Source organism: Croceibacterium ferulae (assembly GCF_003660445.1).
Classification (GTDB): Bacteria; Pseudomonadota; Alphaproteobacteria; order Sphingomonadales; family Sphingomonadaceae; genus Croceibacterium; species Croceibacterium ferulae.
Window position 1 is genome coordinate 268,082 of record NZ_QZVQ01000006.1, and the last position, 21,782, is coordinate 289,863.

Here is a 21,782-nt window from a genome sequence, read left to right on the forward strand (position 1 = left end):
CGCCCTGTGTCCTGTCGCTACTTGGTGGGAACGGCGTGGCCGCGCCCGGCGGCGACCTCGTCCAGTTCTTCCAGGATCGCGCGATGTGCGATCGGATCGCTCACCGACCGGTCGGGAATGGCGCCATCCTCGATCATCGCGGTCAGCGCGGCGCGGGCGCGGCCCACGCGGCTCTTGATCGTGCCCACCGCACAGCCGCAGATGGAGGCTGCCTCTTCATAGGAAAAGCCGCCCGCACCCACCAGCAGCAGCGCCTCGCGCCGTTCCGGCGGCAGGGTCAGCAGCGCCCGGTGCATGTCGGACAGATGGATTGGTTCCTCCTGACCCGCAGGGGCGGTCAGGATGCGTTCGGCCGCGGTCTCGTCATATTCGCCGCGGAAGCGGTTGCGGCGCATGTCGGTGAGATAGGCGTTGCGCAGGATCACGAAGGTCCAGGCGCGCATGGATGTGCCCGGCTCGAACCGGTCCTGCGCGGCCCACGCCTTCAGCAGGGTCTCCTGCACCAGATCGTCGGCCATGTCGGGCCGGCCGCACAGGCCGCGGGCAAAGGCGCGCAGATGCGGAACCACGCCCGTCAGGTCGCGCTTGAAGGCACGCTTGTCATCGGCGCTGCGCTGCGGCGGCGCCGGCCTGTCCAGTGTGCTCATCTGCCGGCATCATCCAGCTTGGAAAGCAGGTCCATGAAACTGTCGGGAATGGGTTCCTCCACCACCTGGTCGTACAGGCGCTTCAGGCCGGACGCCCATTCCGGCCCCGTCCCATTATTGTTCGATACAATGCGTGTGGCCGCCTGTGTCGCGGCCTGGCCCGCCGCCAGCGGACCCTTCTTCTCAGCGCCAACCATGCTCTTTATTCACCCGCCCCAGCCAAAGGATCAACCCCAGTGCCCCGCAAGCCTGCCGCACCGGCCAGATGGCAGGCAGGCGCAGGCCCCATCAGCGGACAAAACTTTCCGCTGACGGTCTGGAACGGAATGGTACCGATCCGGTTCCCATACCCGTCGGGATGCCTGCAAGCCGAATGCTTGGGGCCCGTACCATCCCGCAGCTTTGACAGGCGGCTTGCAAGGATTGCCAACGCGGTGCGATGATCGGTTTGTGGAACAGCGCCATCGCGGACCTGCAGAAGCGGCTCGGCTTCGGGGGTGACACCCGGACGTCGCTGCTGTCGTCGCATACGCGTCGGCAGGCGGCGCGACGCTGGTTGATCCGTTTTCCGCGGGCAGTGCCGCTGGCCATCTTCCTGCTGATCGGCACCATCACCTTCATCGCCGTCGTTTCAGTCCAGCGGGGCGAGGACGGCCGTGCCGCGGCGCAACTGCGCGTGCGCGCCAGCAGCATCGCGGCAGCGCTGGAACGGCGGGCCAATGCCAGCAGCGCCTATCTGCGCGCCGGCGCGGCCCTGATGGCGAGCATGGAGGATGCCGCTTCCGCCCAGCGGTTCCGCCGCTTCGTCAGCGAATTGCGGCTGGATGCCGATTACCGCGGGGCCGAGGGCATCGGCTGGGCACAAGTGGTGCGCCGACAGGACATCCCGCAGTTCCAGCAGATGCTGGCGATGCAGACGCCCGGCGCCACCGGCATCACTCCGCCACTGGCCTATGACCAGACCTTTGCCATCCCCGTGACGTTCCTGCAGCCCGATACCGAACGCAACCGGCGTGCGCTGGGCTTCGACATGTATTCCGACCCGATCCGCCGTGTCGCCATGCTGGAGGCGGAGCGGACCGCCCGGCCGACCGCCACCGACAAGGTCGTGCTGCGGCAGGAGCAGGCCGGATCGAGCGCCCCCGGCTTCCTGATCTACATGCCCGTCTTCGAAGGAACGGTGGGCGGGCGCCGTCTGCGCGGCTTCATCTACAGCCCGTTCAATGCCGAGGATTTCCTGGAAAGCGCGCTGGAGATGGAGGATGCCGGGATCACCAGCGTGCGGCTGTATGACGGGACCGCCGCGCCCGATCGGCTGCTGGCCAGCAGCGGCCCGACCGACGATGAAGGGGAGATGGTCACCGAACTGATGTCCATCGCCAACAATTCGTGGGTGCTGCAGGTCAGCGCGGCGAAGGAGCGCGGCCTGTCCGTCCTGTCCATGGTGACCATCATCTTCGGCCTGGTGATCGCCACGATGCTGGTGCAGCTGGTGCGGCTGCTGACGAAGCAGGCACTGGAGGACGAGACGCGGCTGCAATGGTTCGAGGAACAGTCCTCCATCCGCATGTCGCTGACGCGGGAGCTGAACCACCGGGTCAAGAACACGCTGGCCAATGTGCTGTCCATCATCGCGCTGACCCGCCGCCGCGCGACGCAGCTGAACGACTTCGCGGACGGGCTGGACGGCCGTATCCGCGCGCTGTCCGCCACGCATGATCTGCTGACGCAGTCCGAATGGGGCACCACGCCCGTGCGCGCGGTGATGGAGGCGGAACTGTTGCCCTATGCCGATGCCAGCGATCACGAGATCGACCTGGCCGGGCCCGATGTTGCGCTGGCGCCGAACGAAGCGCTGTCGCTCGGCCTCGCCACCCACGAACTGGCGACCAATGCCGCCAAATATGGCGCGCTCAGCCAGGCTGGCGGCAAGGTGACGCTGCACTGGCGGCTGATTTCCGAATCGCTGATCCGCATCGACTGGCAGGAGAGCGGCGGTCCGCCCGTTCCGCAGCAACGCAATCGCGGCTTCGGCTCCGACCTGATCGAGCGGATCGTGGCGGCGGAGCTGAAGAATCCGGTCAAGCTGACCTTCGATCCCGCCGGCGTGCGCTGCATGCTGACCATCCCCGTGCGCCAGCCTACGGAATTCGCCATGCGCGCGGCACGTGCGATGCGCTCCCAGGCGCGCGCCAACGGCTGACCGGCTGGACCTGCCATACCCTGCCGGATAGAGCATCGCCGGTGATGCACCTGATCTTGCGCCCGAAAGGCGCCGCGCAGACACTGGCGATCCTGCTGGCGGCCATGCTCGGCCTGCTGCTGGCGGCGTGCTCTGCTCCGGCGGACGGCGGTCCGACGGTCCTGGCGGCCGCCAGCCTGCAAGAGGCGCTGTCCGATGCCGGCAAAGCCTGGACTGCCGCCGGGCACCCCGCGCCGCGTCTGTCCTTCGCGGGCTCCAGCGCCCTTGCGCGGCAGGTGGAGGCGGGCGCCCCGGCGGACCTGTTCATCTCCGCGGACGAGCAATGGATGGACTACCTGGCCGAACGCGGCCTGCTGCGGCCCGGTACGCGGCGCCTGATCGCCACCGGCGATCTGGTGCTGGTGGCGCCGCTGTCCAGCGATGCCGCGGGGATCACGGCGCTGAACCAGGGGCGGCTCGCCCTGGCGGACCCCGATGCGGTGCCTGCCGGCCGCTATGCCAAGGCGGCGTTGCAGAATCTCGACCTGTGGGCCGGTGTCGCATCGCGCGTCGTGCCAGCGGAGAATGTCCGCGCGGCGCTGGCGCTGTTGGAGCGGGGGGAGGTGCCGCTGGCCATCGTCTATGCAAGCGATGCGCGCGTGTCCTCCGCGGTCAAGGTGATCCACCGCTTCGCCGCCGCCGACCATCCGGCCATCCGCTATCCGGCGGCCGTGCTGGAGACGGCCACTCACCCGGACGCCGCGGCCTTCCTGGATTTCCTGGGCTCGCCCGAAGGCCAGCGCATCCTGGCCGCGCGCGGTTTCGGGCCGGCGGGCGGATAGGTTGGGCCTGACTGCCGCCGAATGGACGGTGATCGGCCTGTCGCTGCGCGTCAGCCTGACCGCCGTGGCGCTGACCCTGCCGGTCGCCTGGCTGCTGGCCTGGGTGCTCGCCCGCCGGCGCTTTCCCGGCAGCGTGCTGCTGGACGCGCTGGTCCATCTGCCGCTGGTGGTCCCCCCGGTGGTGACCGGCTGGCTGTTGCTGCTGCTGTTCGGCCGGGCCGGGCCGATCGGCGGTTGGCTGGAGGCGACCTTCGGCATCAGCCTGGTGTTCCGCTGGACCGGCGCGGCGCTGGCGGCCGCGATCATGGCGCTGCCGCTGATGGTGCGCGCCATGCGCCTGTCGATCGAGGCGGTTGACCGGCGGCTGGTGGAAGCCGCGCGGACGCTTGGCGCCTCGCCTCTGCGGGCGCTGCTCACGATCACCCTGCCGCTCAGCGCACCCGGCATCGCTGCGGGCACGATGCTGGGCTTCGCGCGCAGCCTGGGTGAATTCGGCGCCACCATCACCTTTGCCAGCAATATTGCGGGCGAGACGCGCACCCTGCCGCTGGCCATCTATACCGGGCTGCAACTGCCCGGCGGCGACGGGGCCGTGGCGCGGCTGGCGACCATCTCCATCATTCTGTCGGTCGGTGCGCTGGTTGCGTCCGAATGGCTGGTGCGGCGCGGCGGCAACGGGCAGGCCCATGCGCTTTGACGTCACGCTCCGTCACCCGTTCGGCGCACTCAGTTCCGGCATCCGCCTGCACTCCGACGCGGCGCTCTGCGCCATCACCGGGCCGTCCGGTACCGGCAAGACGACGATCGCCCACTGCATTGCCGGGCTGCGGCGCCCGGCGGCGGGGCGCATCGTGGTGGACGGGGCGGTGCTGTTCGACAGCGATGCCGGCATCGACCTGCCTGCCCATCGCCGCCGCGCCGGCTATGTGTTCCAGGATGCCCGGCTGTTCCCGCATCTGAGCGTGGCGGGCAATCTTGCCTATGGCGAGCGGCTCGCCCGCGCTGGCGATGGCTGGATCGGCCGGGCGGAGGTCGTGGAGCTGCTCGGCATCGGGCATCTGCTGGACCGCCGGCCTGCCACCCTGTCGGGCGGGGAGGTGCGCCGCGTGGCGATCGGCCGCGCGCTGCTGAGTGCCCCGCGCTTCCTGCTGCTGGACGAACCGACCGCATCGCTGGATGGCGCGCGGGTGACGGCGCTGCTTGCCTTGATAGAGCGTATCCGCGATACCCTGCCCGTACCGATCCTGCTGATCAGCCATGCCGCGGCGGAGGTGGAGCGGCTGGCCGGGCATGTGCTGGATCTGGCTCCCGCGCTTGACTCCCGCGCCCCCTTTGCGTAACCGCCCGCGCCTGTCCGGCCGCCATCCGTTTGGCGGCCCCCAGCTGTTTTGCAAGATCGGGATTACTTGAGATGAAGCGCACTTTCCAGCCGAGCAACCTTGTGCGTGCGCGCCGTCACGGCTTCTTCGCACGCAAGGCGACCCCTGGTGGCCGCAAGATCCTGGCCGCCCGCCGCCGCCGCGGCCGCAAGGTTCTCTGCGCCTGAACGGGGGCGAGCGGGGCGATATGTCCCGCTCCATCAGCATATTGACGCGGCGGGCGGATTTCGTCGCCGCCAACCGGGGCCTGCGTGTCGCGCGCCCCGGTTTTGTGCTGCTCAGCCGGCCCAATGGCGGGCTGGGTATCCGCTATGGCATCACGGTCACCAAGAAGATCGGCAATGCGGTGGTGCGCAATCGCATGAAGCGCCGCTTCCGCGAATTGCTGCGCGCCGCTCTGCCCGAAGCCGGCCTGCCGGATCACGATCTGGTGCTGATCGGCCGGGATGGCGGGGTGGAGCGGGACTTCACCCAGCTCGGCGCTGAACTGCGCGTGGCGCTGGATCGCGCGGCAAACGGGAAGGGCGATCCGCCTCGGCGGCCCCGTGCCGGCAAGCCGCGCCGATGACACACACGGTGAACCGCCTGTTTGCCCGCCTGCTGATCCTGATCGCGCGCGGCTGGCAGCTCGGCCCTTCACTCATCCTGCCGCCCACCTGCCGCTTTCAGCCATCCTGCAGCCAGTATGCGATCGAGGCGCTGACGCGCCATGGCGCGATCAAGGGTGGATGGCTGGCGGCCAAGCGGCTAATGCGCTGCCATCCCTGGGGGGGTCACGGCCACGATCCGGTGCCCTGAGGCATCGTGCAGGCCCGATCGCCGCCATCACAAGTGAAAGCGATTCAACGTCTTGGACAATCAGCGTAACCTGATCATCGCCGTGTTGCTGAGCCTGGTGCTGTTGCTCGGCTTCGATTTTGCGATGGGCCGCTTCTATCCGGAACCGGCCAACCCGGTGACCCCGGTGGCCGATACGCCGGTGCAGCGCGCCGCGGTCGAGGCCGGCATGCCCGAGCCCACGACGGGCGAGATGCGCGTGCAGGATGTGCAGACCGCACTCGCCAGCGCCAACCGCGTGCGAATCGATGCGCCGGAAGTCGCCGGTTCGATCAATCCGGTCGGCGCGCGGATCGACGACATCCAGCTGAAGACGCACCGGCAGACGGTCGATCGCGACAGCGGTCCCGTGCGCCTGTTTGCTCCTGCCGGTACGCCGACACAGCAATTCGCGCAGTTTGGCTGGGTCGGCGCAGGCGTGGCGGTACCGGGTGCCGAGACGGTGTGGCAGACGAGCGGCGACCCGCTGGCGCCCGGCCGCCCGGTCACGCTGACCTGGAACAACGGGCAGGGGCAGGTCTTCACGATCCGCTTCGACATCGACGAATTCTACATGCTGACTGTGCGGCAGACGGTCGGCAATGCCGGTGCCGGAACGGTCGCACTGCGGCCTTACGCGTTCATCAATCGTACCAGCCGCACCGCCAGCGCAAGCACGTGGAATGTCCATTCCGGCCCGATCGGCCTGTTCGGCGGATCGGTCGATTTCGCCTGGGACTATGACGATGTGGACGAGGCCGGCACCGCCAATCCGGCTGGCGCCACCGGCTGGATCGGCTTCACCGACATCTACTGGCTGTCCGCGCTGATCCCGCAGGATGGCGCGCGCGTCACCGGCACCTACCGGGCGCTGGGCGATGCCGACTACCGCGCCGACCTGATCTACGATCCGGTCACGCTTGCCACGGGCCAGCAGGCCAGCCGCACCACCCGGCTGTTCGCCGGCGCCAAGGAAAGCGAGGTGCTGGACCGGTACGAGGATGGGGGCGTCACGAATTTCGGCCTGGCGATCGACTGGGGCTGGTTCCGCTGGTTCATGAAGCCGATCTTCTGGCTGCTGCGCACGCTGTTCGATGCGACGGGCAATTTCGGCGTCGCCATCATCCTGCTGACGGTGATCATCCGCGGCCTGATGTTCCCGATCGCGCAGAAGGGCTTTGCCAGCATGGCGCAGATGCGCGCGGTGCAGCCCAAGATGAAGGCGCTGCAGGAACGCTACAAGGATGACCGCGCGCAGCTGCAGCAGGAGATCGGCAAGCTGTACCGGGCGGAAGGGGTCAACCCGCTGGCGGGCTGTCTGCCGATGTTCCTGCAGATCCCGGTCTTCTTCGCGCTGTACAAGGTGCTGCTGATCGCGATCGAGATGCGCCACAAGCCGTTCGTGCTGTGGATCCGCGACCTGTCCGCTCCCGATCCGGCCACCATCCTGAACGGCTTTGGCCTGCTGCCCTTCGACCCGCCCAGCTTCCTGGCGATCGGCGTGCTGGCGGTGCTGCTGGGCATCTCCATGTGGCTGCAGTTCAAGCTGAACCCGGCCGCGATGGACCCCACGCAGCAGCAGATATTCATGATCATGCCGTGGGTGCTGATGTTCGTGATGGCGCCGTTCGCCGCGGGCCTGCTGATCTACTGGATCACCAGCAACATCCTGACGGTGGCACAGCAGCGTTACCTGTATGCGCGCCATCCGCAGCTGAAGGAGGCGATGGAGCGGGAGCGCGAGGAAAAGGCCCGTGCCGCAGAAGCGAAGAAGGCGATCTGATGGAAACGCTCGTTCCCCCCGAACTGCCGCCTGAACTGCTGGAACAGGCGCGAATCCTGTTCGCCGGCAAGATCGAGTTCCTGCTCTCCGCCCCCGAGCTGCAATTCCTGCCGGACGGCGACTTTCCGGAAGTCGCCTTCAGCGGCCGGTCCAATGTGGGCAAGAGCAGCCTGATCAATGCTGTCACCGGGCGGAAGGCGATCGCCCGCGCTTCCGTCACGCCGGGCCGCACGCAGGAGCTGAACTTCTTCAATGTGGGCGAACCGGTGCAGATGCGGCTGGTCGACATGCCCGGCTACGGCTTCGCCAAGGCGCCGGTGAAGGTGGTGGAACGCTGGAAGCAGCTGGTCCGCACCTTCCTGATGGGCCGCACGGTGCTGCGCCGGACGCTGGTGCTGATCGACAGCCGACACGGCGTGAAACCGCCTGACCTGGAAATGATGAAGATGCTGGACGAGGCCGCCGTCGGCTATCGCCTGGTGCTGACCAAGGCGGACAAGGTGAAGGCCAGCGAACTGGAGGCGACCCGCGCTTCTGTCGCGGCGGAGGCGCGCAAGCATTCGGCCGCCTATCCGCAGCTGCACGTCACCAGCGCCGAGAAGGGGATGGGCATTCCGGAACTGCGCGCCGCCATCCTGGCGGATGCGATGCAGCGCTGATCGCCCGGGTCTAGCGCCGCGCCTGCGCCAGGGCCGGTGCCGGCGGGAATGCGACCACCGGTGCTTCGGCCAGGAAGCTTGAGCGTGGACCATGCCGGCTGGTCGTCGGCCATTCCCCTGCGCGCGTGTCGCGACTGGCCAGCAGGGCGTCCAGGCTGATGCGGTGCAGCCCTTCCACGCTGGCCTTGGCGGCGCTCTTGCCTCGGGCCAGCGCGGCGACGATCTCGTCCGGCTCCAGCTCCTGACGGTCGGCCGGCAGATGCAGCAGCACCGCGGCGGCGCGGATCAGCGGGAAGAAGCGCTGTTCGCCATAGCGGTCCTTGCCGCGGAAGCCGCCGGCGGCGCGGTGTTCCGGACTGTAATGCGCCTCCGCCCGCCGCCGGAACGTGTCCAGCAACCGGCGCGTGACCAGGTCCGCGGCATGTTCTTCCAGCGGGAAGCAGGCAAAGAAGTCGTCTCCGCCCACATGGCTGACAAAGCCGCCATGCTCCCGCCCGGCCGCCTGCAGCACATCGGCGAAATGCAGGATCACCCGATCCCCTTCGGCAAAGCCATAGGCGTCGTTGAACGCCTTGAAATTGTCGAAGTCGAAGAAGATCACCGTGTGCGGATGCCCCACGCCGGATCGTGACAGATACCGCCGGATGGAAGCGTTGCCCGGCAACGCGGTCAGCGGGTTGCGGTCCTGCGCGTCGGCGACGGCGCGTTCGCTGGTCAGCTGCAGCACATTGTGGCTGCTCATCATGCCGGCCAGCCGACCGTCCAGCGTCAGCACCAGGCCGCGCGCATCGGGCGCAATCATGTAGCTTTCGACGATCGCCTCGATCGCGGCGGTCGCCTCCGCCACCGGGCAGGGGCGGATCAGTTCGACCACGTTGCGGCGCAGCCCGCGATTCTCGATCAGCGCCGCGCCGAAATCGCTGAACAGATAGGTGCGCAAATCCCGTTCGAACACCGCACCCAGAACCTGGCCGGCATCGTCCACCACCGGCAGCATGCCCAGCGGCACGCCCTGGCGGAAGCGGGTGACCACGTCCGTCAACGTGTCGCTGGCGGTCAGCGGCTGCACGATCATCATCAGGTCGGCGATGCGCGGTGGGATGGCGGAACCGCGCCCCAGCCGCTTGGCCAACTCCGGAATGCCGCCAGCCGAAGGGACGGAGGTGGCGGTGCCGATCAGATCACCTTCCGCCATGTTGCAGCCCAGTTCGCGCAGCAGGCGGAAATCGGCCTCCGCCACGACCTGCGTGGCAATGGCCGGCACTCCCAGCGCATGGCCGAGCCCGATCAGCTTGGCCATCACGGCCTGTGCGCGCGTGTTGTTGGCGATGCCGGCGGTGAACCGGGGGCCCAGCTTCAGGTAATCGGGACGGGCATCGACCAGGCACTCCAGCCCGCTCTGCCCCCGTCCGAAATCGGCCAATGCCACGCGCAGGCCGCGTTCGGTCAGGCTGTGGACCAGGGCGGGCGACAGAGTCTGTTCCGTACTCGCCAGTTCCAGCACCAGGTCGCCCGGCGCCATGCCGTGCTGCGCCATCAGCGCCGCCAGGCGGGCGGGCAGGGTGTCGTCGGCGTGGCTAAGCGGATCGAGGCGGCAGAACAGGCGCCGCCCGCCGGACTGGCCATGCACCGCCGCGAAGCTGCCGAGCGCCTGCGGCAGCCACGCGGTCAGCGCGATGCCGGGCAGCGGCGGCAGCACCGTAAAGCCGTGAACAGCCAGCGCGCCCATGGCGGCAACCGGCCGGAACAAGGCTTCCGCGGCATGGCTGTCGGCTGCCGGCGCATCGGCCGCCGCAGTTCCCCCATCGATCATAAAGCCCCCAATGGCCTGTCCGCCACATTGTTGCCGCCGCTGCAGTAAAGACGGCGTTAGCGGGGGATCAAAAAACGCGATTGTGCAAGTTGTGCCGGTCAATGCCTGTCCCCGCGACACTGTTCCGCCTCGACAAGGAGCAACCGGAGTGATTAGGAAGTCCCACACAGGCCGGGCTGACCCGGACAGGTGCGCGCGATTGCGCGGGGGACGCGAACTTGCAGCGGAGGCCTGCGTGAAGCTGATCATCGGCAACAGAAATTATTCCAGTTGGTCGCTGCGTGGCTGGCTGGCCGCGCGCCAGTCCGGCCTGCCGTTCGAGGAGCTGACCGTCCATATCGACGGGGATGACTGGCAGACGACCAAGCGACTGGATGGCGAGTTCCAGCCGTCCGCCGGCAAGGTGCCCGTCTTGTGGGATGACGAGGTGGTCGTGTGGGACTCGCTCGCCATCCTCGATTATCTCGGCGACAAGGTCGGGCGCGACCGCTTCTGGCCCAAGGATCCGGCCGCGCGCGGCATGGCCCGGGCGATGGTGGCCGAAATGCACAGCGGATACCTGCCGCTGCGCCGGCTGTGCCCGATGAACATCCGCCGCCGCATCACCGGCCTGACCCTGACGGAGGACGCGCGGGAGAACATCGTGCGCATCCTGGGCCTGTGGGCGGAGGCGCGCGCGCGCTTTGGCGCCGGCGGGCCGTTCCTGTTCGGCTCCTTCGGCGCGGCCGACATCTTCTACGCGCCCGTGATCAGCCGCTTCGTGACCTATGGCATCGGCGTGCCCGGCTTCGCGCAGGCCTATATGCAGGCGGTATGGGATCATGCCTGGATGCAGGAATGGATCACCGCGGCAGAGGCGGAGGAGTGGGTCATCGAACAGTTCGAGGTGGCCTGATTAGCCCGACCGCCGCCCCGGAGCTTGCCGCCCGCCTGCTCGCCTGCGCCAGCGTGACGCCGGCGCGTGGGGCGGTATTCGACGCGCTGTCCGCCATGGTTGAACCGCTGGGCTTCACCTGCCACCGCTTTGTCGCGGGCGGAGAGGTCGAGAACTGCCTTGCCATCCGCCACGGCCCGCCCGGCAGCCGGCATTTCGCCTTCGCCGGCCATCTGGACGTGGTGCCCGCCGGCGAAGGCTGGACCGGAGACGCCTTTGTGCCGGAGGTGCGCGGCGATCTGCTTTACGGGCGCGGCGCGGTGGACATGAAGGGCGCGATTGCCTGCTTCGTCGCCGCCTGCGCCGCCATTCCCGCCGAAGCCGGCACGATCAGCCTGATCATCACGGGGGACGAGGAAGGCGAGGCGGTCCACGGCACCCGCGCGCTGATCGACTGGATGCACGAACACGCCATCCGCCCGGACCTGTGCCTGGTCGGCGAACCCACCAGCGTGCACCGGCTGGGCGACACGATGAAGATCGGGCGACGCGGTTCGGTCAATATCTGGCTGGAGGTCGCAGGGCAGGAAGGGCACGTCGCCTATCCCCACCTGGCGGACAATCCCGCGCCCCGACTGGTCGCCCTGCTGGCGGAGCTGGACGCGCTGGTGCTGGATAACGGGACCGACTGGTTCCAGCCTTCGAACCTGGAGATCACAGAGATCGCCATCGGCAATCCGGCGACCAACGTCATCCCCGGCCGGGCCAGCGCGCGCATTTCCATCCGCTTCAATGACCTGCATACCGGGCAGGGCCTCGCGGATCGCGTCTCTGCTATCGCGGCAGGCCACGGCGGCACGGCCCGCGCCGTCATTTCGGGCGAGCCCTTCCTGACCCGGCCGGGCACCTTTTCGCAGCTGGTGGCCGATGCCGTGCAGGCGGAGGTCGGGCTGGTACCCGAAGCCTCCACGGGCGGTGGCACGTCCGATGCGCGGTTCCTGACAGCCCTGTGCCCGGTGATCGAGCTGGGCCTGAACAATGCCACCATGCACAAGCGGGACGAGGCCGTCGCGCTGGCAGATTTGCATGGCCTCACTCGTATCTACAGCCGCATCGCAGCGGCGGCGCTTGAACCAGGAGTTGCAGCATGAGCACCGATGCCGAACAGATTGCGGCCGAAGCCGCACCGATCGGCCACGGACGGCTGCAATGGCGCATCCTGATCGGCTTCGTCGCCGGGCTGGTGATCGGCCTCGGCGCCTATACTCTGACGCCGGGTGCCGCTTGGATCGAAACTGTGGTGACCTATGTCACCGGGCCGATCGGGCAGGTCTTCCTGCGGCTGCTGTTCATGCTGGTGATCCCGCTGCTGTTCAGCGCGCTGGTGATCGGCGTGGCCGAGATGGGCGAGATCCGCGAGCTCAAGAAGATCGGCCTGCGTACGCTGGCCTATACGATCGTAGTCTCCTCCATCTCCGTGGCGCTGGCGCTGCTGGTGGTGAACGTGCTGCGTCCGGGCGATGGCGTGGACCCTGTCGCCGCGCGCGAGCTGCTGGCCCAGGGCGGGCAGGGCGCCGCCAGCATTGTCGCCGCCAGTTCGGAAACGCAGCCGGGGATTGCCCAGCTGATCGCCATCGTGCCCAGCAACATCATCGCCGCCATGGCCGATAACGACATCCTGGCCGTGATGTTCTTCGCGCTGGTGTTCGGCATCGGCATGCTGCTGGTGCAGACCCGCCGCACCGCATCGCTGAAGGACGGGATCGAGGGGCTGTTCGAAATCGCCATGCGGCTGATCGGCATCGTCATCCAGCTCGCCCCGATCGCCATCTTCTGCTTCATGTTCAACCTGTCGGCCCAGTTCGGCTGGGACCTGCTGTTCAAGCTGGCCGCCTATGTCGCAGTGGTGCTGCTGGCGCTTTCGCTGCAGATGTTCGGCGTGTTCTCCGCCATCCTGGCCTTTGTCGCGAAGAAGAGCCCCGTCGCCTTCTTCCGGGAGACGCGGGAGGCCAGCATCATGGCCTTTTCCACCGCCAGTTCCAATGCCACGCTGCCCACTGCGCTGCGTATCGCGGATACGGAGCTGAAGCTGCCTCCTCGGGTGGCCCGCTTCGTGCTGACCATCGGGGCGACCGCCAACCAGAACGGCACCGCCATGTTCGAAGGCGTCACCGTGCTGTTCCTGGCGCAGTTCTTCGGCGTGGACCTGACGCTGGGTGATCAGCTGTTCGTCATGCTGGTGGCGATCCTGGCCGGCATCGGCACGGCCGGCGTGCCCGGCGGATCGTTGCCGGTGGTGGCGCTGATCCTGGCCAGCGTGGGCGTACCGCCCGAAGGCATCGGCCTGATCCTGGGCGTCGACCGCTTCCTGGACATGTGCCGCACCGCGTTGAACGTGGTGGGCGATCTGGTCGCCGCGCAGACGATCTCCACCCTTTCTGAGAAAGATGCCGCGCCGGCCTAGCGCTGGCAGCGCGGGCAGTACCAGGTGCTGCGCCCGCCTTGCGCGATGCGGGTGATCGTGCCGCCATCATCGCGCAGGCACGGCTCGCCTTCCCGGTCGTACACGGCGAAGGAGCTGGCGAAATAGCCCAGCTGGCCATCGGGATGCGCATAGTCGCGCAAGGATGATCCGCCCTGTTCGATGGCCAGTTCCAGCACGGCGCGGATCGCCGGCACCAGCCGCGCCAGCGCGGCCCGCGATACCGCCCCGGCGGGTTTGCGCGGGTCGATCCGCGCCCGGTGCAGCGCCTCGCACACATAGATGTTGCCCAGCCCCGCCACGATCCGCTGGTCCAGCAGCAGCAGCTTGACCGCCTGCTTGCGGCCCGCGAACGCGGCATGGAGGTGCGCCGCCGTCAGCTCCGCGCCCAGCGGCTCCGGCCCCATGGCGGCAAAGGCGGGGTACTCCTGCAGCAGCGGCGTATCGGCCAGCGCCACGAAGCCGAAGCGCCGGGGATCGCACAGCGCCAAGAGGCGATCGCCTGTGCCCAGCAGCAGGTGGTCGTGCCTGCCGATCTCGTCCGGGTCGATCCGCCAGCGTCCGCTCATCCCCAGATGGAAGATCATCGTGCGGTCCCGGTCCGTGTGGATCAGGCCATACTTCGCCCGCCGGTCCAGCCCGGTGACCCGCGCGCCGGTCAATGCCTGCACCAGATCGGGCGGGAAGGGGAAGCGCATGTCCGGCCGGCGCGGCTCCACCCGTTCCAATCGAGCGCCATCGAGCACGCGGGACAGGCCACGCATCGTGGTCTCGACTTCTGGCAGTTCCGGCATGGCCTGCAGATAGGCGCAGCCCTGCCTGTCGCCAAGCTGCGCCGCTATCGCTAAGGGCCGCACCATGCCCGCCGCAGCATTGCCCCCCGACCGCCGCCAGTGGCAAGCCTTCGCCCTGCTCGGGCTGGTCATGCTGCTGTGGGCCGGCAATTCCATCGTCGCACGGGCGTTCCGGCTGGACATCCCGCCCTTCACCCTGGCGCTGGGCCGATGGGTGATTGCCGCGGCCATCATCCTGCCCTTCGCCTGGGGGCAGCTGCGGCGGGATCGGGCGGCGCTGATGCGCAGCTGGCTCGTCGTCCTGCTGCTTGGCCTGCTGGGCATCGGCGCGTTCAACGCGCTGCTCTATACCGGGCTGCAACATTCCACCGCCACCAATGCGCTGCTGCTGCAGGCGCTGACCCCGGCGCTGGTGACGGTGCTGGACCGGGTGCTGTTCGGCACGCGCACCACGCTGCTGCGGGTACTCGGCATCGCCGCCTCCATTGCTGGTGTGGCGACGATCGTGTTCAGGGGCGACCTGGCTGCCGCCATGCGGCTGGCGCTGGGCCGTGCGGACCTGTTCCTGCTGGGATCGGCACTGGTCTGGACGTTCTATACCCTGCTGCTGCGCCTGAAGCCCTTGGTGGCCGGCACCAGCCTGGTGGCCGTGACCTTCGTCATCGGTATCATCGCCATGGCGCCGCTGGCAGCATGGGAGAATAGGCAGGGCCTTGTCGTCAACTGGTCGGGCGGGGCGGTGGCCGCGTTCCTCTATGTCGGCATACTGCCCTCGCTCGTCTCCTACCTGATCTACAATTGGGCGGCGGAGGTGGTCGGCCCGGCCCGCGCCACGCAGACGCTGACGCTGATGCCGCTGTTCGGCGCCTTCCTGTCGGCGGGGCTGCTGGGCGAGGCGCTGCACCCCTACCACTTCGCCGGCATGGCGGCGATCGTGGCAGGCATTGCCCTGTCGGCGCTCGGCTCCCGCCAATCCGCTGCTGGCGCAGGCAGCCCGGCACCGCTAGAGGACAGGGCATGATCGACAACGCAAGCGCACAGCAGGTTTCCTTCGGCTATCAGGATGTCGCGCCGGAGGAGAAGACCCGGCGCGTCGGCGCCGTGTTCAGCAACGTGGCGGCCAAATACGACGTCATGAACGACGCCATGAGCGTGGGCATGCACCGGTTGTGGAAGGACCGCTTCGTGCGCCGGGTGAAGCCCCGCGCCGGAGAGGCGATCCTGGACATGGCCGGCGGCACGGGCGATATCGCCTTCCGGCTCGCCGCCGGCGGCGCATCGGTGACGGTGGCCGACATCAACCAGGACATGCTGGATGTCGGCATAGAACGGGCGGTGGAACGCGGGATCGACACGCTGGTCTGGTCACGGCAGGACGCCAGCCAGCTGACCTACCCCGACAAGGTGTTCGACGCCTACACCATCGCCTTCGGCATCCGCAACGTGACGGATGTGCAGGCCGGCCTGGACGAGGCCTATCGCGTGCTGCGCTATGGCGGGCGGTTCTTCTGCCTGGAGTTTTCCACCACCACCTGGCCAGGCTTCAAGGAAGCGTACGACCTGTACTCCCACCAGCTGGTGCCGCGCATCGGGCAGGCGATCGCCGGCGATGCGGAAAGCTACCGCTATCTGGTCGAATCGATCCGCCGCTTTCCGTCCATGCCGGAATTCGAAGGCATGATCCGCAAGGCAGGCTTCGTGCGCACCAAGGTGGAGCCGATCCTGGGCGGCGCCGTCGCGATCCATTCCGGCTGGAAGGCCTGAACACCCCTCGATGACCGCACCTGCCACGCATATCCTGCGCCTGCTGGGCTGGGGCCGCACGCTCGCCCGCCATGGCGCGCTGCGCGGGATCGAGCGCAATCCCAATACGCCCGCGCCGGTGCGCCGCCTGGTCCGCATCGCGCGGCTGGGTACGCGGCAGAAGGAAGCGCCCGATTATGCGGCCGCATTCCGCGCGATCGGCCCGGCGGCGATCAAGCTGGGCCAGTCGCTCGCGACCCGGCCTGATATCGTGGGCGACGAAGCGGCGAACAATCTGCTCAGCCTGCAGGACAATCTGCCGCCTGTGCCGTTTGACGGCATCCGGGCAGCGATCGAATCGAGTTTCGAGGCGCCGCTGGACCGGCTGTTCGCCTCCGTCGATCCGGTACCGGTCGGCGCCGCCTCCATCGCGCAGGTCCACAAGGGCGTGACGCTTGACGGCCGCACCGTCGCCATCAAGGTGCTGCGTCCGGGCGTGCGCGAACGGCTGGCGCGCGACATCGACACCTATGAATGGGCGGCGGCTCATCTGGAGGCGCTGGGCGGGGAAGCCGGCCGCCTGCGCCCGCGCCTGACCATCGCCAATTTCAAGCGCTGGACCAATCGCGAGCTGGACCTGCGCCGCGAGGCCGCCAGCGCCAGCGAACTGGCCGAGGCCATGCGCGGCTTCGCCGGCTACAACGTGCCCGCGATCGAGTGGGACCGGACCAATGGCCGGGTGATGACGGTCGAATGGATCGACGGCATCAAGATCGCCGACATCGCCGCCCTGCGCGCCGCCGGCCACGACATGCCGGACCTCGCCCGCCGGCTGGTGCTCGCCTTCCTGACACAGGCGATCAGCGGCGGGTTCTTCCATGCCGACATGCACCAGGGCAATCTGTTCGTGCGCGCCGATGGCGGCATCGTGGCCATCGATTTCGGCATCATGGGCCGTATCGACAAGCGCGCCCGGCAATGGCTGGCGGAAATCCTCTACGGCCTCACCACGGGCAATTACCGCCGCGTGGCGGAGATCCATTTCGAGGCGCAGTACGTCCCGGCCCACCATTCGGTTGAGGAGTTCGCTACCGCGCTGCGCGCCGTGGGCGAGCCGATGCGCGGCAAGCCGGTCAGCGAGCTGTCGGTCGGCCAGATGCTGGACGGGCTGTTCGCCATCACCCGCGATTTCGACATGCAGACCCAGCCGCACCTGCTGCTGCTGCAGAAGACCATGGTGATGGTCGAAGGCATCGCCACCCAGCTCGATCCCGCCATCAACATGTGGGACGTGGCTGCGCCCTTCGTGCGCAGCTGGATTCGTGACGAACTGGGGCCTGAGGCGGCGCTGGCCGATCGCCTGCGCACCGACGCCGAAACGCTGCTGCGCCTGCCCGGCCTGATCCGCCGCATGGAGGAACGATACCCGCCGAAGGGCGGCGCGCCCGATCCGCCGCCGCTGGCCAAGGTCGACCTGATCTGGGAGCGCCGCGGGCAGGGCAAGGGCCGGTTCTGGCCCGGCTACCTCCTCGCGGCTGCCGCGGGTGGCGTGCTGGTCTGGGTCGGCACGCTGACCGGATGGATCGGTTGACCCCGTGATGCTGGGTACTGTCATCGGCCCGCGCGTGCGGCCGCTCACTCCGCTGGGCCGGGTGGAGGCGCTTGGCCGCCCCTTCCGCGCGCTGCGCCCCGGTGCGGCGCTGATCGGCCTGGTCCTGCTGGCACTGGCACTGGTGTGGAGCGGTGCGGCGACCCAGCGGTTCGACGAGGTGAAGCAGGCACGCGCGGCGGAGGTCGCCAAGAAGCGCGCTTCGGGGCGCAAGGGCGACCTGGCGCTGTATCAGCGCATCAACGATCGGGTCGACCGGGGCGAGAACTACTACACCGTCGCGCTGGATGAACAGCGCAACAATCATTACCCGACGCGCCCCTTCGTCACCGTGCGCATGCCGACGATCGCCTGGGCTTCCGTGCTGCTGGGGCCGCTGGCGTGGAAGTGGCTTGGCCTCGGACTGCTCGCCGGAACCGGGCTCGCCTGGGCGGCGCATCTGCGTCACGTTACCTCCCTGCCGGAGCGCTTGCTGGTGCTGGCGCTGACGATCGTCGCGGGATGGCAGGCGGTGCTGCCGATGGTCGGGCTGAAGCACGATGTCATCGCCGGATTGCTGCTCTCGCTCGGCTTCGCGCTCTATCGCCCGGGCCGCTGGTGGCCGGCCTGGATCGCCGTGCTGCTGGCGGTGCTGGTGCGCGAACTGGCGCTGCCCTTCGTGCTGGTCTGGGCCTTTGTCGCGCTGACCGGGCGCCGATGGACGGAACTGCGCGCCGTTCTGCTGCTGCTGGCGCTGTGCATCGCCGCGATCGCGCTGCATGCCTTTGCGGTGCATGCGGCGCAGCTGCCGAACGATCCGCAATCGCCGGGCTGGACCGAGATGCTGGGCCTGCCGCTGGTCTGGGGCAGCTTTGCCGACGTGACTCCGCTGCAGCGCGTCCCGGCATGGGTTGCGGGCCCCGCCGCGCTGCTGGCGCTGGTCGGCTGGGCCGGGCTGGGTGGGCGCACCGGCCTGTTCGCATTGCTGTGGTTCGGGGGCATGAGTGTCGCCGTCGCCCTGTTCGCGCGGTCCAACACCTTCTATTGGGTGCTGCTGATGCTTCCCGCTTATTTCATCGGCCTGGCGCTGGCGCCGCGCGCGCTGGCGGACTGGGTGCAGTCGGCACTGGGCCGCCGTGCACGGCGGCACGGCACGCTGATCGGGGCATGAGCATGGATCGCCGCATCCTGCTGATCATCGGTGGCGGGATCGCCGCCTACAAATCCTGCGAACTGGTGCGCCTGCTCGCGCGGCAGGGCATCGCCGTCACCTGCGTGCTGACCGATGCCGGCGCCCAGTTCGTCACGCCCATGACGCTGGCCACCTTGTCCGGCAACCGGGTGCATACCTCGCTGTGGGATGCAGGCGAGGAGGCGGAGATCGGCCATATCCAGCTCAGCCGTGCGGCGGACCTGGTGGTGGTGTGCCCCGCCACGGCGGACCTGCTGGCCAGGATGGCCGGCGGCCTCGCCGGCGATCTCGCCACCACGCTGCTGCTGGCGACCGACACCCCCGTGCTGGCGGTGCCGGCGATGAATGTGCGCATGTGGCAGCACCCCGCCACACAGCGCAACCTCGCCACGCTGCGCGCCGATGGCGTGACGGTGATGGAGCCGGACGAAGGCCCGATGGCCTGCGGCGAATACGGCCCCGGCCGCCTGCCGGAGCCGGAGCAGATCGCGGCGGAGATCATGCGCCTCCTGCCGGATCCCCTGGCCGGCCAGCCCGATTTCGCGCCCGACAGGCCTCGTCCCCTGCATGGCCGGCACCTGCTGGTCACCGCCGGGCCGACGCATGAGGCGATCGATCCGGTGCGCTTCATCGGCAATCGTTCCAGCGGGCGCCAGGGCTTCGCCATCGCCGCTGCCGCGGCGGAGGCGGGCGCGCGCGTCACGCTGGTGTCCGGTCCGGTCGCGCTGCCGACGCCCGTGGGGGTCGACCGGGTGGATGTGGAAAGCGCCGCCGAGATGCAGGCGGCGGTCATCGCCGCGCTGCCGGCCGATGCCGCGGTGATGGTCGCCGCCGTGGCCGACTGGCGCCCTGCCGACGCTGCCGCGGGCAAGCTGCCGAAAAGCGCGCTGACCGATACCGGCATCCGCCTCCAGCCCAATCCCGATATCCTGGCCGATCTCGGCCACCACCCGCAGCGGCCCAGCCTGCTGGTCGGCTTCGCGGCCGAGACCGGCGATCCGCGCGCCAGCGCGGCGGAGAAGCGCGCTCGCAAGGGCGCCGACTGGATCGTCGCCAACGATGTGTCGGGCGATGTGATGGGCGGCACCGCCAACCAGATCCACCTCGTCACCGCCAATGGTGCAGAAAGCTGGCCCCAACTGCCGAAGGACGAGGTCGCCCGCCGGCTCGTCGCCCGCATTGCCGAGGCGCTGGACGGCCGTGCCCATGACTGATCCGATCCCCGTTCGCATCCTGCGCCTGCCGCATGGCGCGGACCTGTCGCTGCCCGCCTATGCCACGGTCGGCGCGGCCGGCATGGACGTGCTGGCGGCAGAGGACGTGACCCTCGCCCCCGGTGACCGCCACGCGGTTGCCACCGGTCTGGCATTGGCCATCCCGCCCGGATACGAGATCCAGGTCCGCCCCCGTTCCGGCCTGGCGCTGAAGCACGGCATTACCGTGCCCAACACCCCCGGCACCGTGGACAGCGATTATCGCGGCGAACTGAAGGTGATCCTGCTGAATCACGGCGCGGAGCCCTTCGCCATCCAGCGCGGGGACCGCGTGGCGCAGCTGGTGCTGGCCCCCGTGGTGCAGGCCGCGTGGGACGAGGTCGATTCGCTGGACGAGACCGCCCGCGGCACCGGCGGCTTCGGCTCGACCGGCGGCCATGCCCGTCTCTGACCGCAGCTTCGTCATTGCGAGCGAAGCGAAGCAATCCAGGGCCACACGCGCGGCGCCGGCCGCCCTGGACTGCCACGCCCGCTCGCGCGGGCTCGCAGTGACGAAGTGGTCATGAGCAGCCCTTCCTATGATGCCATCGTCCTGGGCGCAGGCGCGGCGGGGCTGATGTGCGCCGGCGTGGCCGGGCAGCGCGGGCGCCGGGTGCTGGTGCTCGATCATGCGGAACAGCCGGGCAACAAGATCCTGATCTCCGGCGGCGGCCGTTGCAATTTCACGAATATAGCCACCGCGCCCGACCGCTTCCTGTCCGCCAATCCGCATTTCGCCCGCTCCGCTTTGGCACGCTACACCGCGGCCGACTTCGTGGAACTGGTCGACCGTCATGGCATCGCCTGGCACGAAAAGACGCTGGGCCAGCTGTTCTGCGACGGCTCCGCCCGGCAGATCGTGGACCTGCTGCTGGACGAATGTGCCGCTGCGACGGCGCAGGATGGGCAGGTGGATGTCCAATGCGGGCAGGCGATCACCGATGTGACCCATGCCGACGGTCTGTTCCGCGTGTCGGCGGGCGGGCAGGAGTGGCAGGCGCGGGCGCTTGTCGTTGCCACCGGCGGGCCGTCGATCCCCAAGCTGGGCGCGACCGGCTTCGCCTATGACCTGGCACGCCGTTTCGGGCTGAAAGTGGTGGAGCCGCGCCCCGCCCTGGTGCCGCTGACCCTGCCGGGCGAGGAACTGATGTTCCGGCAATTGTCCGGTATCGCCGCGCCCGTCGCCGCGACCGCCGGCAAGACCAGCTTCCGGGAGGCAGCTTTGTTCACCCATCGCGGCCTGTCCGGTCCGGCGATCCTGCAGGTGTCGTCCTACTGGCGCCACGGCCAGCCGGTGGTGATCGACTTCCTGCCGGAAGCCGGCACCGGCTGGTTGCGGCAGGCCAAGCGGGAGACGCCGCGCCAGACTTTGCCGCGCCTGCTGGCCCGCCACCTGCCCGAACGCTTGGCGGAAGCGCTGGCGGAACGACTCGGTCTGAGCGGAGAGCTGATCGGCATGGCCGATGCGAAGCTGGCGGCGGCAGAGGACCGGCTGGCCGGCTGGCGCTTCACCCCGAATGGCAGCGAGGGCTATGCCAAGGCGGAGGTGACTGCGGGCGGTGTCGCCACCACCGGCCTCTCCGGCCAGACCATGGCAGCGCGCCATCTGCCGGGACTGCACTTCATCGGGGAGGCGGTGGATGTCACCGGCTGGCTGGGAGGCTACAATTTCCAGTGGGCCTGGGCCAGCGGCTGGGCGGCAGGACAGGCCATATAGAGAAAAGGCGGCGGCCCA

Annotated in this window: 23 protein-coding genes; 19 read left to right on the forward strand and 4 right to left on the reverse strand. The window is 68.9% G+C overall.

Going from position 1 to position 21,782, the window contains the following annotated elements; genetic code table 11:
* Positions 1-17: 17 nt before the first annotated feature.
* Both D5S08_RS08755 and D5S08_RS08760 read right to left on the reverse strand, forming a co-directional pair.
* Positions 18-647, reverse strand: coding sequence for a sigma-70 family RNA polymerase sigma factor (locus D5S08_RS08755; protein ID WP_121117563.1), 630 nt, complete (start codon positions 645-647; stop codon positions 18-20).
* Complete coding sequence (locus D5S08_RS08760) at positions 644-844, reverse strand: NepR family anti-sigma factor (protein WP_121117565.1); 201 nt, start codon at positions 842-844, stop codon at positions 644-646. The genes D5S08_RS08755 and D5S08_RS08760 overlap by 4 nt, the downstream gene beginning before the upstream one ends.
* A 242-nt stretch (positions 845-1,086) precedes the next feature.
* On the opposite strand from D5S08_RS08760, the gene D5S08_RS08765 reads away from it, so the two are divergent.
* The 9 genes from D5S08_RS08765 (at position 1,087) to yihA (ending at position 8,308) form a co-directional block, all read left to right on the forward strand.
* On the forward strand, positions 1,087-2,850 hold the full coding sequence (locus D5S08_RS08765) for a CHASE domain-containing protein (RefSeq protein ID WP_121117567.1): 1,764 nt from the start codon (positions 1,087-1,089) through the stop codon (positions 2,848-2,850).
* A 44-nt stretch (positions 2,851-2,894) separates the two neighbouring features.
* Positions 2,895-3,671 (forward strand): molybdate ABC transporter substrate-binding protein, encoded by a 777-nt coding sequence (modA, locus tag D5S08_RS08770; RefSeq protein WP_175578912.1) that lies wholly within the window; start codon positions 2,895-2,897, stop codon positions 3,669-3,671.
* Between the two features lie 7 nt (positions 3,672-3,678).
* Positions 3,679-4,368, forward strand: a complete 690-nt coding sequence (gene modB / locus D5S08_RS08775) for a molybdate ABC transporter permease subunit (protein WP_421757457.1) — start codon at positions 3,679-3,681, stop codon at positions 4,366-4,368.
* Complete coding sequence (locus D5S08_RS08780) at positions 4,358-5,011, forward strand: ATP-binding cassette domain-containing protein (protein ID WP_121117571.1); 654 nt, start codon at positions 4,358-4,360, stop codon at positions 5,009-5,011. The genes modB and D5S08_RS08780 overlap by 11 nt, the downstream gene beginning before the upstream one ends.
* Positions 5,012-5,082: 71 nt before the next feature.
* Positions 5,083-5,217, forward strand: a complete 135-nt coding sequence (gene rpmH / locus D5S08_RS08785) for a 50S ribosomal protein L34 (RefSeq protein WP_039096731.1) — start codon at positions 5,083-5,085, stop codon at positions 5,215-5,217.
* 20 nt (positions 5,218-5,237) lie between these two features.
* Positions 5,238-5,618: a ribonuclease P protein component gene (gene rnpA, locus D5S08_RS08790; protein ID WP_121117573.1), complete on the forward strand. Its 381-nt coding sequence runs from the start codon at positions 5,238-5,240 to the stop codon at positions 5,616-5,618.
* A complete protein-coding gene (gene yidD / locus D5S08_RS08795) occupies positions 5,615-5,848 on the forward strand; it encodes a membrane protein insertion efficiency factor YidD (RefSeq protein ID WP_121117575.1) in 234 nt (77 codons plus the stop codon). The genes rnpA and yidD overlap by 4 nt, the downstream gene beginning before the upstream one ends.
* 52 nt (positions 5,849-5,900) lie before the next feature.
* The gene (gene yidC / locus D5S08_RS08800) at positions 5,901-7,649 is read left to right on the forward strand and encodes a membrane protein insertase YidC (RefSeq protein ID WP_121117577.1); all 1,749 of its coding nucleotides are present in this window, start codon (positions 5,901-5,903) and stop codon (positions 7,647-7,649) included.
* Complete coding sequence (gene yihA / locus D5S08_RS08805) at positions 7,649-8,308, forward strand: ribosome biogenesis GTP-binding protein YihA/YsxC (protein WP_121117579.1); 660 nt, start codon at positions 7,649-7,651, stop codon at positions 8,306-8,308. The genes yidC and yihA overlap by 1 nt, the downstream gene beginning before the upstream one ends.
* Before the next feature lie 10 nt (positions 8,309-8,318).
* Here the strand turns inward: yihA and D5S08_RS08810 are convergent, their stop codons facing one another.
* Entirely contained in the window at positions 8,319-10,121 is a 1,803-nt protein-coding gene (locus tag D5S08_RS08810) for a bifunctional diguanylate cyclase/phosphodiesterase (protein WP_162301945.1), read from the reverse strand.
* Positions 10,122-10,356: 235 nt separating this feature from the next.
* Between D5S08_RS08810 and D5S08_RS08815 the strand changes: the two genes are divergently transcribed.
* Genes D5S08_RS08815 through D5S08_RS08825 form a run of 3 tightly spaced genes read left to right on the forward strand, consistent with a single transcriptional unit; the run spans position 10,357 to position 13,459 of the window.
* Positions 10,357-11,016, forward strand: coding sequence for a glutathione S-transferase family protein (locus D5S08_RS08815; RefSeq protein ID WP_121117583.1), 660 nt, complete (start codon positions 10,357-10,359; stop codon positions 11,014-11,016).
* On the forward strand, positions 10,986-12,146 hold the full coding sequence (gene dapE, locus D5S08_RS08820) for a succinyl-diaminopimelate desuccinylase (RefSeq protein ID WP_241557317.1): 1,161 nt from the start codon (positions 10,986-10,988) through the stop codon (positions 12,144-12,146). The genes D5S08_RS08815 and dapE overlap by 31 nt, the downstream gene beginning before the upstream one ends.
* On the forward strand, positions 12,143-13,459 hold the full coding sequence (locus D5S08_RS08825; RefSeq protein WP_121117587.1) for a dicarboxylate/amino acid:cation symporter: 1,317 nt from the start codon (positions 12,143-12,145) through the stop codon (positions 13,457-13,459). The genes dapE and D5S08_RS08825 overlap by 4 nt, the downstream gene beginning before the upstream one ends.
* Here D5S08_RS08825 and mutM read toward each other — a convergent pair.
* Entirely contained in the window at positions 13,456-14,271 is an 816-nt protein-coding gene (gene mutM / locus D5S08_RS08830) for a bifunctional DNA-formamidopyrimidine glycosylase/DNA-(apurinic or apyrimidinic site) lyase (RefSeq protein ID WP_121117697.1), read from the reverse strand. The two genes, D5S08_RS08825 and mutM, sit on opposite strands and share 4 nt — an antisense overlap.
* A 64-nt stretch (positions 14,272-14,335) precedes the next feature.
* On the opposite strand from mutM, the gene D5S08_RS08835 reads away from it, so the two are divergent.
* The 7 genes from D5S08_RS08835 (at position 14,336) to D5S08_RS08865 (ending at position 21,764) form a co-directional block, all read left to right on the forward strand.
* A complete protein-coding gene (locus D5S08_RS08835) occupies positions 14,336-15,292 on the forward strand; it encodes a DMT family transporter (RefSeq protein ID WP_121117589.1) in 957 nt (318 codons plus the stop codon).
* Positions 15,289-16,035 carry a class I SAM-dependent methyltransferase gene (locus D5S08_RS08840; RefSeq protein ID WP_121117591.1) on the forward strand — a complete coding sequence of 249 codons (747 nt, stop codon included), beginning with the start codon at positions 15,289-15,291 and terminating at the stop codon, positions 16,033-16,035. Before D5S08_RS08835 ends, D5S08_RS08840 begins: the two co-directional genes overlap by 4 nt.
* Positions 16,036-16,045: 10 nt before the next feature.
* A complete protein-coding gene (gene ubiB / locus D5S08_RS08845; protein ID WP_121117593.1) occupies positions 16,046-17,605 on the forward strand; it encodes a 2-polyprenylphenol 6-hydroxylase in 1,560 nt (519 codons plus the stop codon).
* Positions 17,606-17,609: 4 nt separating this feature from the next.
* Positions 17,610-18,773, forward strand: coding sequence for a hypothetical protein (locus D5S08_RS08850; protein ID WP_145963199.1), 1,164 nt, complete (start codon positions 17,610-17,612; stop codon positions 18,771-18,773).
* A gap of 2 nt (positions 18,774-18,775) precedes the next feature.
* On the forward strand, positions 18,776-20,008 hold the full coding sequence (gene coaBC, locus D5S08_RS08855; RefSeq protein ID WP_121117597.1) for a bifunctional phosphopantothenoylcysteine decarboxylase/phosphopantothenate--cysteine ligase CoaBC: 1,233 nt from the start codon (positions 18,776-18,778) through the stop codon (positions 20,006-20,008).
* Positions 20,001-20,459: a dUTP diphosphatase gene (dut, locus tag D5S08_RS08860; protein ID WP_121117599.1), complete on the forward strand. Its 459-nt coding sequence runs from the start codon at positions 20,001-20,003 to the stop codon at positions 20,457-20,459. The genes coaBC and dut overlap by 8 nt, the downstream gene beginning before the upstream one ends.
* A gap of 111 nt (positions 20,460-20,570) precedes the next feature.
* Positions 20,571-21,764, forward strand: coding sequence for a BaiN/RdsA family NAD(P)/FAD-dependent oxidoreductase (locus D5S08_RS08865; protein WP_121117601.1), 1,194 nt, complete (start codon positions 20,571-20,573; stop codon positions 21,762-21,764).
* Positions 21,765-21,782 lie beyond the last annotated feature (18 nt).